6 protein-coding genes are annotated in these 10,566 nt (G+C 59.9%); 1 reads left to right on the top strand and 5 read right to left on the bottom strand.

Features of this window, described 5'->3' with window-relative positions:
* Positions 1-166: 166 nt before the first annotated feature.
* Entirely contained in the window at positions 167-3,493 is a 3,327-nt protein-coding gene (locus tag F6X37_RS34465; protein ID WP_187614489.1) for an ATP-binding protein, read from the bottom strand.
* A gap of 143 nt (positions 3,494-3,636) precedes the next feature.
* Here F6X37_RS34465 and F6X37_RS38120 point away from each other — a divergent pair, with 143 nt between their 5' ends.
* A complete protein-coding gene (locus tag F6X37_RS38120) occupies positions 3,637-3,969 on the top strand; it encodes a hypothetical protein (protein ID WP_187614488.1) in 333 nt (110 codons plus the stop codon).
* A 27-nt stretch (positions 3,970-3,996) separates the two neighbouring features.
* On the opposite strand, the gene F6X37_RS34455 is transcribed toward F6X37_RS38120, so the two are convergent.
* The 4 genes from F6X37_RS34455 to F6X37_RS34440 all read right to left on the bottom strand — a co-directional run bounded on the left by F6X37_RS34455 (position 3,997) and on the right by F6X37_RS34440 (position 10,387).
* A complete protein-coding gene (locus tag F6X37_RS34455) occupies positions 3,997-4,938 on the bottom strand; it encodes a D-alanine--D-alanine ligase (RefSeq protein WP_187614487.1) in 942 nt (313 codons plus the stop codon).
* Positions 4,939-5,518: 580 nt separating this feature from the next.
* Positions 5,519-6,586 (bottom strand): alpha/beta hydrolase family protein, encoded by a 1,068-nt coding sequence (locus F6X37_RS34450; protein ID WP_187614486.1) that lies wholly within the window; start codon positions 6,584-6,586, stop codon positions 5,519-5,521.
* A gap of 249 nt (positions 6,587-6,835) precedes the next feature.
* Positions 6,836-9,940 (bottom strand): UDP-N-acetylmuramoyl-tripeptide--D-alanyl-D-alanine ligase, encoded by a 3,105-nt coding sequence (locus F6X37_RS34445; RefSeq protein WP_187614485.1) that lies wholly within the window; start codon positions 9,938-9,940, stop codon positions 6,836-6,838.
* 198 nt (positions 9,941-10,138) lie between these two features.
* Positions 10,139-10,387: a hypothetical protein gene (locus tag F6X37_RS34440; protein ID WP_187614484.1), complete on the bottom strand. Its 249-nt coding sequence runs from the start codon at positions 10,385-10,387 to the stop codon at positions 10,139-10,141.
* Between the last annotated feature and the right edge of the window lie 179 nt (positions 10,388-10,566).

The following is a 10,566-nucleotide window of genomic DNA, read 5'->3' as shown; positions in this document are numbered from 1 at the left end:
GGAGTTGTAGACGGGTGATGTTGCACGGTCTTGCCGGTTAAGGCGGACCGTGCTTCTTTTTACGTTGCCGGTTTCGGTAGGGGGCGGGCGGTAATCAGCGAGTCGCGTGCCGGGCTCGCGAAGCTGGCAGTTCTTCGAGCCCAACAAACGTCAAACTTCAAGTGGATCAAGTCAGGATAGTGGCACTCAACTGGCTATCGAAAGCATCAATCATGTTCTGCGCCGCCCCGACACCCTCCTTCGATATCGCGACTTCCATTTGAGCGCACTGCTCTGCAAGCGTGCGGTATCCAAACACATTTAGCGCGCCCCGCAACGAATGCAACTCGGCGAGTATCCGGGCCGCGTCGCCGGCATCGTACGCGGCATGGATCGCCGCCAGCGCCTCTTCGCACGATTTCAGGAATGTAGCCCGCACGTGGGCTGGCATTGCACGGCCGCCCAGCATCCCATCGCGTTTCCTTTCCTGTTCCTGTTCCTCCGCCTGCACCGCCACACCCGGCACGCCGGTCACCTCCGACAGCGTTGCCGACAGCTCGTCCAGCTGCAGCGGCTTGGCCACGACCCGCATTACCCCGGCCGCCTCGCAACGCGCTCGCTCCTCCTGCGTCACGCTCGCCGTCGCCACCACGATCGGCATTTCTGGCCAGCGTGCCTGTGCCTCTCGCACGAGCCCATAACCGTCCAGCACCGGCATCGCCAGATCGGTCACCAGCACATCGAAGCGCTCCCGTGAGAGACGTTCCAGCGCCTGCAGCCCATCTTCCGCCACCTGCGGCTCACACCCGAGCATCTTCAACTGCTCGCTGAACAGTTCCCGGTTCACCGCGTTGTCTTCCGCCACCAGCACCTTCAGCCGGCGCGACAATACCCGCTGTGTCTCTTTGCCCGCCTCCAGCGGCATGCCCTGCAAGGTATGGCGTAGCGCCGCCGCCAGCCCTTTCAGACCATAGCTTGAGACCTTCACCGCCCGTCCCGTCGCTACGGGATACGCCGGTCCTTCCGCGCTGCAGTCAATCATCCAGGACGACGCTTCCAGCAGACGACGGACGTCGTCCGCATGCCAGGTGTCGTGCTCGCCGCAGACAATCAGGGTATCCGCCTCCTCCAGCGTCTCCAGATCGAGTTGCGCAGGATGACGATACGCCTGTACCTTCAGACCCCAGGCCTCCAGTGCCGGCACCGCATACGCGTGCCAGGTGTCCGCCGCCGCGACGAACAGCACCTGCTCGCCCTCGAAGTGCGGCATATCCAGCCCAGGCTCGCCGTGACAGTCGCCCAGCGGCACCCGCACCGTAAAGAGGCTGCCCTCGCCGGGCACGCTGTGCACTGCGATCGTCCCTCCCATCGCATCCGTCAGCCGCGCGCATAATGCCAGCCCCAGACCGGTGCCACCGAAGCGACGGTTGATCGTCGTATCCGCCTGGCTGAACGCGCGGAACAGCATCGCCTGCTGCTCCGGCGATATCCCGATCCCGCTGTCTTCAACTTCGATCACAAGCTCTGGCTGATTATCACCGCCCGCTTCCGCCGACAGTCTCAATGTCACCTCTCCGTGCCCGGAAAACTTGATGGCGTTCGACAGCAAATTGTTCATCACCTGGCCAAGCCTCGTCGGATCGCCCTGCATCGGTTGAGTGGTCGATGTGCCAAATTCGCCCGACAACCTCACGCCCTTCGCCCGCGCCACCGGCCCGAACATCGTCAGAGCCCGCGAGGCCACCTCCTGCGCGTCGAACACGATCCGCTCGAGCGTCATCTCACCGGCCTCGATCTTCGAGAAATCCAGCACGTCGCTCACGATTGCAAGCAGTCCGTCCGATGAACCCCGGATCGTTTTCAGCCGGTCACGCTGCAGCGCATCGAGCTGCGAGTGCGACAGCAGCTCGAGATTCCCCAGGATCGCGTTGAGCGGTGTGCGGATCTCATGGCTCATCGCCGCCAGGAAAGCGGATTTCGCGGCATTGGCCGAGTCCGCCGCCTGCTTTGCTTCCCGCAGTTGCCGATTGAGGCGCTTTTCCACCGTCACGTCCGTGAACGCCGTCACCAGCACGTCCTCGCCCTGGTAGCGCGCCGGCACGACACTCACCGAGAGATCCATTGTCCCACCCTCGCGTGTCGGCAGCGACCACGCCTCGTGCGCCATGCTGTTTGTACCGGTTACACCGCTTACATCTGCGCGTTGCCGGTGACGGTGAACCAGTTCTGCCGAAAGTGTCCGTGCCGCCGGCAGGACCACCCGCGCCGCGGCCTCGATCATCGTCGGACTGCGCAACAACGGCTTACCGCTCTCCACGGCAATCAGCCCCAGCCCTACCGGTGCCGTCTCGATCAGCGCGCGGCTCAGGTGCTCGCTCTCGAACACGCGTCGAGAGCGCTCAAGAACAGGCAAAAACACGCGCCGGTTGAACAGTAGAATCAGCGACCACACCACGAGGAGGATCACTCCAGTCGTCGCGGCCGACGTTCCAATCTGACCAGTCAGTGCCCGGGCAATCGAGCGCCACGACTGCGCAAACACGAGCGTTGCGCCAGTCTCGCCGATTGGCCAGCCAAACAGCATGTGGCCGTCACGAAAGATCCTGCCTGTCGGCTCGACAATTCCTGCGACACCTAAAGCACGCGCGGTATCCGACGCCTTCGGGTCGACCGGTTGACGCGAAAATGAAGTGATAACCTGTCCATTGCGCGCGAAGAGCATAAGAGAGCCGTCAAGCCCACTCTCCCCTAGAGCGGCAGTGATAATGGTGACCGGCAACTCGTAAACAGCGACGGCGAACGGCTTGCGCTCCTTGTCAAACAGGGTCGCTGCAACTCGAACTGATCGCCTGCCGCTTAATGGACTATCGTAGGGAGGGAGCCACCGAAATGCACGCCCCCCGGTGCGGGGATCGAGCAAGGGCACGTCTCGCGGAACAAGGAGATTGCCGCCAGGTCCCGCGAGTGCAGAAAAAAAAGCAGCACGATCGGCAAGCAACGTCGCCATCCGGGCATCGCCAGGCGATGGTACCAGGATGAGCAGTGGACGGTCAGGCCTGTACACCCAGAATGTCAACAGGCCTCCGTTTCGTTCGGAAGCTGCCGTCGCCGCCTGACTTATCTGTTTAGCAAGCCGAATGTACCGGGTTGCCAACAAATCGGGAGGCGTTGCAGACGAGGCACCCACCACGAGCACCGGCAGATGATCTGGGGCCTGCTGAAGACGAAGCATCTGGCCATTGCCTGTGAACTGTTCGATAAGGCGTGGCTCGGCCTGTTCGCCGGCCCTCCAGGCGACCTCGATGAGCCGTACGCCGTTTTGCATAAGCACGACGTTGCGCGAGTTAAGGTCGGTGAGCCGGTTCACGCCGGACATCAGTTCTTGATGCTCGAGCGCGACATAGGTACGTACAGTGGCCACCGTGTTCAGGACGAACGCAACCAGCACCACCGCCGTTACCACTGCCCCGCCGCCGAACATCAACAAATGCTGATAGCGGCGAAAGCGGTCCAATACATTGCGTTGTGCGTATGGAGTCATAGGTGCCAGCGGAGTTGACGCTTTCGCCGGGTGCCCCCTCGAAGGAAGGTTCACGTGGCAGGTAACAACCTGATTATCCACCGCGCGGCGCAACAGCGAAACGCTTCTTTACACGCGTGCTGACGGCCTGTCCCGAAGCACCGAAGAAAATCGTTACCGAGTTGTTACGCATTTACCTGAGCGCGAAAGCAGAACTCGCCGCGCTGGCGAGCGTGAAGCACATCAACTGCTGCGCTGTTCGCTTTATCGCCAATAGTTCGCCGCGCAATGCGTGGCGTTTTTCATGGGCGTCGCCCAAGTTCCGTCCGTTAAGCTTTGAATGGTGGCATCGCCTGCCAATCTTCTGCCGCGTGAACGCTAATGTGACAACGCCGTTCTTTGCCCCGGTCGGGACTGCGATTGCCCCACAGCCCTTCCCCAGCAGGGCGCCGACGCCGGGACCGGATTGACGAATTCTGCTACACCTCTCGGCGAGGTCAATCCTTCAGCGTGAGCGACAATACCCTCACCACCAGTTCCTGATAGCTGATACCAACCGCGCGAGCAGCCTTCGGCAACAGCGAGTGATCGGTCATTCCTGGTGATGTGTTCACTTCGAGGAAGTACGGCTTGCCCTCGCCATCCATCATGAAGTCGACACGCCCCCAGTCCCAGCAACCGAGCACGTCAAACGCGCGGCGCGCGAGTTGCTTCAGGCGCATCTCTTCCTGGGATGCCAGTCCGCATGGAATCAGGTACTGCGTCGAATCGTGAACATACTTCGCGTCATAGTCGTAGAACTCGCCCGCTGGCACAATTTGGATGACCGGCAGATCGAGGTCGCCCGCAATGCACGCAGTGTATTCACCGCCGCCTTCGATACTCTTCTCGACCAGCACGATAGCGTCGAACTTTGCTGCTTCCGCAATCGCTGAGGGTAGCGCCTCGGCCGCTTTTACCTTGATCACGGCGACGCTTGAGCCTTCGCTCGCCGCCTTCACAAATAGCGGCAAGCCGAGTTGCGCGAGGATCTCCTGCGCACGCGCATCGTAATCGTCGCCGCGCATCACGGCCTCGAACGGCGGCGTCGGAATACCCAGTTGCTGCCACACAAGTTTCGCGCGGAACTTGTCCAGCCCGAGCGCCGAACCAAGCACGCCGCTGCCCGTATATCGGATCCCATAAAAATCGAGCGCGCCCTGAATCTGTCCATTTTCGCCGTAGCCGCCGTGCAGCACGTTGAACGCGCGCACAAAGCCCTCGTCCTTTAACGCTGACAACGGCCGCGTGGATGGATCGAAGGGGTGTGCGTCGACGCCTGCATCGCGCAGTCTCTGCAACACGAGACAACCAGAATTGAGCGACACGTCACGCTCGGCGGACACTCCACCAAACAACACTGCCACCTTGCCGAATCGCTTCGGATCGATACTGTCCATCGAGCTCCCTATTTATGCGCAAGGCACCTTTATCTTCTCGTCCGCTAATCGAGACTTTGACCAGCGAGGCCGGTATCTGGGGGTGCCCCTAACGCGCGACGAAAGACATAGCCCCCTGCTCAAACCCACGACCATCGTTTCGCGATCATCCCATCGCAAGCAACTTCTGCACGAGCCCGGTTTCGAAGCGTCATACATCCAAATCGGAACGGAAATTGAGGCGGCAACTTTCAACCACAAATCTCACTGTCGAAGCCAGGGACGCAGCGAATAACAAGCAACCAGCCGTGAACAAGTTTAGGAAAAATACCGCCAGGTGTCCATCGACCGTGGATGCTGTTCCGGGCTAACGTAACGACGGAAACAACTACCCAAACGAACGCGCGCGGTCTGTCCGATCGGCTGCCGCAGGCTGACGGCGACAACGACACAACGAGCTTTCGGACCACTACGAATCGGCTGCATGGGTCGCTTGACGGCATCAACGTCAGCCCCCCACGCCCGGCCCGATTTGCTGACCAATGCTCCTCACCATGACAGCGCCAGTCAGTGCTCCCTGGAGGTGGCACCTTTTCGTGGCTTACTTAACCTGCGACAGGTCAAGTTCTGCAAGCGCCATGTGGATTTCCTTCGCTGATTTCCCTTGAGCAAAAAGCGTTGCTGCGCGTTTCGCGTGTCCGGCAAGCAGGTGATGTTGCGGCCCGGGAGCTTTGGCGTAGATGTGATGCGGCTTGAGGCCGGCGGCACGCAGACGGCGGACATAATACAGCTGGCTGTAAAAGGGAACCACACGATCCTCCGGATCAGAAATCACATAGATTTCCGGTCGTGGATCCCGGCGAATGCGCCCGATTTCGTCGACAGGATCGTAATAGCTCCGGGCATCGTAAAGCAGTCGACCGGGGATTTCCCGCTTGTATTCCCAGTACGCCGCGACCTGTTTGGCGGAAACAAAGGCAGAAGAAACCACCGATGCCGCGACGTCTGCGCGTCTGTTCAGGAGCGCAGCGGCGATCTGGCCTCCCGCGGAATGTCCGGTCAGAATGAATGATGCAATGTTGTAACGCTCCTTGAGCATGTCCAGTGCGCGATCCATCAGTTCGATCTCGCGATGCGTGCGGCGCATGTTATGGTCGCCAGAGGAGCCATAGATACCCGGCCGGGCAAGATAGAGCGTGGGACGGCCGGAATCAGCCGACCATTTAGCCATATCTTTCCCAATTTCCATGGGCGAAACAGACAGGTAGGATTGTGTAACGTACCTGACTCCCTTCGTCGTTCTCAGCATGACATCCCCGCTGAAATAAACCAGCACAGTGGGGCTTTCGCTGCCGGACAATCCATGCGCGTAGTATCGAATGCAATCTCCCTTGCCGTTGACTTCGACCCACAGGCTATCGGGCACTCGCGCGCAGTGTTCCGGTGAACTGAATGAACCGTTCAGGGCTTGTGCGGCATCGAATGGCTCGCTTCCCACAGGGACATTGAGCTCCCCAGGCCGTGGAGTCTCAAACGGCCCCAGTGTGGGTCGGTCCGCCAGACTGGGTTCGGTAACGCCCAAAACGCCAAAGACAACGAACAGGAAGCGCCGGAGTCTCCAGCGCAGAAGGTGCGATAAACGCCGACAATGTCGGCCAAACCATTTCATAAATAAGGTTCCGTGAGGTTATGCAGAAAAGACAGAAATGATCAACGATGGCCATGCGCGCGGGCAACGAACTCGCCTGCACCAGACGCAGGCGAGCACCTTGGGTAGTACGGCTGATTTGGCATTCGGGTCCCGTGCTGCGCGCAGACTACCCCGCGCGGCTTACCGCCATCGGGGGTGAGCGCTGGAAGCTTTCGGGTCGTTCAGGCACGCCTGAAGACCTATTGCTCGCAGGGCCAGAGGTCAATACTACTTTTGCGCGCCAGCCCTCAGCCACGCTACGACCTCATGGAGACGCGTACTGTTCGAGCCCTTGAGCAGCACTACGTCCTTGTCGACAAGCTCTTCTTGAAGTGCAAGCTTCAATTCGTCAAGCGAATTCGTGTAGCGCCCACGGCGTGCAGCCGGCAACCGTTCCCAGAAGTCGGTATAGAGTTTGCCCATGACATAGACGCGATCGATCCCGCAACGCTCGACCACTGCAGCCAGGTCGGTATGAAGCAGCGACGCCTGGGGACCGAGCTCCGCCATCTCGCCCAGCACAGCGACTCGTCTGGCGGCATTCTTCATGTCCCGCAAATGTTCCAGAGCGGCCTGCATCGAGCCGGGATTGGCATTGTAGGCATGGTCGACAATGGTCACGTGCCGTCCGTCGAGCGTCAGCTCAAACTCCTCGCCGCGGCCGGACAGGGCAGCAAAGCGTGCGATCCGTTCGAGCGCAGGTTCGAACGGATAGTTGAGCGCCGAGACAGCGGCAAGTACTGCCAAGCTGTTCAACGCCATGTGCAAGCCTGCGGCCCCGATCGGATAGGTGATATCGCGCCCTCTAATACGCGCATCGACCCGCTGCCCCGACGCGTCATGATCCACGAGTTGAAACTCGCTCTCGGCAGTCGTGCCGTAAGTAAAGATTTTCAGATCCCGTTCGATGGCCGCCTGGTAGACGGTATCCCATTCCAGCATGTCACGATTGAGCACCACGACACTTCCCGCAGACATGCCAAGAAAAAGCATGCTTTTGGTCCGGGCAATATCAGTGATTGTGCTGTTTTTCCCGAGGTGAGCAGGCTGGATGTTAGTGAAAATGCCGACGTCCGGGCGGGCAATGGCCGCGCTCTGTCTCATTTTGCCCACGGCAACTTCCAGGACGACATGAGGGGTGTCCCACTTGATTGACGCAAGATTCCAGCTCACACCTTGGGGAAGGTTTGCGTTGAACGCGCTCGCCGCTGTCGGACCGTAAGCATTGAGGGCGTCAGCCAGCATGGCCACGAGCGTGGTCTTGCCAGCGCTTCCGGTCACCGCCAGGACAGTGCCGCTCATCTGGCTGCGTGCATAGGCTCCCATCGCAAGAATTGCCGTGGCCGTATCTGCGACATGCAGGACCGGCAAATCGGCAAGTTGAGCCTGCACATCAGAATGGCTCGAGATAACACCCGCCGGGCGCGGCTGCATCTGTCGAATGACAGGAACAGGGATCCCCCGGCTTACCTCACCGGTTCGGGCAACCACGACGTTTCCAGGCTGCATGGCAGGCGCGTAAATGCAAAGGCCGCTCGCCGTCCACCCCAATGGCGGCTGCTTGAGCCACGTCCCCTGCGTGGCCGCCTCGATCAGGGAGGCGTTCCATTCCCGCGCCAGCGTTGAGGATACTGAATGCCGCTGCGACTCCAGATAGTTCAGATAGGCGACAAAACCCGATAGATAGTGCTCGACATCGTCAATGCGGACCCGGAAGGCATGGTGGCGAATGAAGAAGCTGCCGGTGATCCTGCCCGGATTGGCAAAGTACATGGCAAGTTCCGGCCAGAAATGGCCATCTAACAGGCGCTGCGCCCGCGCATGCAGTGCATGGAAGAACTTATCCAGATCGACCTCGGCAAGCAGGTGCTCCAGGCCGGGCTGCTGCTGCATGCGGCTAATCATCTGCTCGGCAGCCGTCATCAATTCAAGCAGGGTCGGAAACGTCGTCACCCTTTCAGCCACGAAATCAAGATAGGTGGCGAAGTTCTGGATTCCAAATTTGTAATACGCTTCCAGTGGCCTGTGACGGGTCAGTTCGTTCACACAATAACTGAGCCAGTGGTCATGCGCCTTCCAGTGTTTTGCCTCGATGAAATGGCCGAACGCCTTTTCTACTGCTGCGAGCCACCTCGCATCGCCAGTCAGACCATAGAGGCGCATCAGGCCGAAGGCCGCTTCGCCATCGTAATAGATGATCCGGAATGCCTGCTTAACCGACAGATCCGGATAGTTCAGCACATGGCTGAATTTGCCGGTGTCCGCATCCTGCATGAAGAGGATGCCTGTTGCGAGCTGTTCTAGCAGAGTCAGATATTCGTCTGAGCCGGTCAGCTGGCTGTATTTGACCAGCGCCAGAAGGCACACGCCGTTGCCACCCAGTTTGACTTCGCCCTGCCGGTCAACCAGAAACGCCGCGCGGGCACCGGACGGCAATTCCGCCGGCATGATGAGTTCATTGACGAGATAATGCAGCGCTGCGTCGATTGCTGTCTTGAGGTCGTTGTCCTGGGTCACTTCCCAGGCTTCGAGCATCGCATAGATCGAACTTGCATGACGCAGGGTGTTGTAAGTGCCGATTTCGCGATCGAAACAGGGATGCCAGCCATAGTGGAAGCGCCCGCCAGGCTGTACCTGGCCGGCCAGATAACGGCTGCCGGATGCGACGAGCGCCCTGACGTCTGCCGGCCGGAGATGTTCGATGATGCGGCGGCCCGCGTTCAGACCCGTCCCGTGCAGAAGGTGTACCTCCGGCGCTTGCAGGCTTGCGAACGCCCCACGGGTCGAGAACACATTAACGTTTTGCTGATCCTCGAAATTCACGCTGGCAAGCTGGTGCCGAATGGCGGCATACCGTTCGAAGTTTTTTGTGTTCACAACCGCATGCGTCTGTGCCGGGCCGCCATACAGCATGGCATTGCCATTCAGTTCGGTCTCCAGAAAGGCATGCCTGAAATTACTGTCCAGCGACAGGCCGCAACGAAAATAACTGCGCCGGGTCTGTTCGAGGCGGCCCCGCAGTGCCTCCCAGGTCATGCCTTCAACGCTGGTAACCCAGTCCACCCGAAGCCACTGGACGACCAGTCCGGCCGCGCCAGCAGCCTGCGTCACCTGCTCCGTGCCTGCGTCCCAGGCCTCGGCAAATGTCGCCGCCGTTGCGGTCACGACGTCGGCCCGCCGCTGCCCGTCGCTCGATGAAAAGAACAGGGCAAAGGGTGGCCAGGACGCCGCAAGGGGATTGACCTGCGGTTCAACGACGGAGCGCAATCGCGCGAACAATGCGGCGAAGCCTGTGGGGTTGGGATGCGCGTGCTCAGACGGGGTAGATGTCATGTGGTTTTACCCTTGGGTAGAGGCAGCCATTAAAATCTTACCGAACACGATTTCGCCCTTCAGTATATACATTTGTTGTTCGAGATTTTTGCAGGGGCACGCTCCACGCGGATCGAAAGACTCATGCTCTGCACTCCGGCAAATTCTCCAGCCGCCAGGATCTGCATTTCGGCATCGCGAACCCTGAATCAACCGCAACTAATCCGTTGCAGCCCGAAGATCTGACTGCGCCTGACAGTGCCCTTCATTTTGAAGATTCGTGTCTATCGGCGTTGTTCCGGTAGCCGCGAGCGCTCGCTGCCACTGCTCGATGAACTCACGTTTGCTCGATCGGGACGCAAACACGAACTCATTGAGCTTCCCGTTAAAAAATACCTGATCCCTGTCGCGCAACTCTGCATAGGCGAGCAGCACATTGATTGCAGGAATCTCTGTTTGTCTGGTCATCGCGACACTCCCGTTCTCGGAAGGCCCTCACCGTTTGCCCGGGCATGCGGTGAAGGCCGGTAGGTACGCGACCTTCCCGATTCAGGAAGATCGCGCCTCAGGGCTCAACGTCAGGGCTCAGCATCCCCCCATGCCTTTATCGGGCCGGGCCCGACAGACTCAGTTGCACTACCACCCGG

The organism is Paraburkholderia sp. 31.1, from assembly GCF_014397645.1.
GTDB lineage: Bacteria > Pseudomonadota > Gammaproteobacteria > Burkholderiales > Burkholderiaceae > Paraburkholderia > Paraburkholderia tuberum.
The sequence above is the reverse complement of the archived record's forward strand: the minus strand, read 5'-3'. Positions and strand labels throughout refer to the sequence as shown.

Bases quoted from the DNA above. Each gene is read 5' to 3' on its own strand.
- F6X37_RS34455 (WP_187614487.1), bottom strand. From the start codon at position 4,938: ATGGACAGTATCGATCCGAAGCGATTCGGCAAGGTGGCAGTGTTGTTT.
- F6X37_RS34450 (WP_187614486.1), bottom strand. From the start codon at position 6,586: ATGAAATGGTTTGGCCGACATTGTCGGCGTTTATCGCACCTTCTGCGC.
- F6X37_RS34445 (WP_187614485.1), bottom strand. From the start codon at position 9,940: ATGACATCTACCCCGTCTGAGCACGCGCATCCCAACCCCACAGGCTTC.
- F6X37_RS34440 (WP_187614484.1), bottom strand. From the start codon at position 10,387: ATGACCAGACAAACAGAGATTCCTGCAATCAATGTGCTGCTCGCCTAT.